General features: G+C 38.6%; 1 pseudogene. It reads left to right on the top strand.

What is annotated here, in order from left to right:
• Positions 1 to 332 (top strand): annotated as a pseudogene (locus F8C76_RS20000) (hypothetical protein); the annotation flags it as partial.

Raw genomic sequence — 332 nt, 5'->3', positions numbered from 1 at the left:
CGGTACGGATTTTATTGTAGGGCATCCGGGCGAGAACGAAAGCGTTTTTGAAGAAGCGTTTAAAAATTTAGAAAGCTTACCTTTAACGCACATCCACCCTTTTATTTACAGCAAACGAAAAGACACCCCCTCTAGTTTGATGACTGATAGCGTGAGCTTGGAAGATTCTAAAAAGCGTTTGAATGCGATTAAAGATTTGATTTTGCATAAAAATAAGGCGTTCAGGCAATTGCAACTCAAGCTCAATACGCCCCTAAAAGCTTTAGTGGAAACGCAAAAAGACGGCGAATTTAAAGCTTTAGATCAATTCTTCAACCCCATTAAAATCAAAA

The organism is Flagellimonas olearia (genome assembly GCF_009184425.1).
In the GTDB taxonomy this organism is placed as follows: domain Bacteria; phylum Bacteroidota; class Bacteroidia; order Flavobacteriales; family Flavobacteriaceae; genus Flagellimonas; species Flagellimonas olearia.
This window is presented reverse-complemented; position numbering and strand designations above follow the sequence as displayed.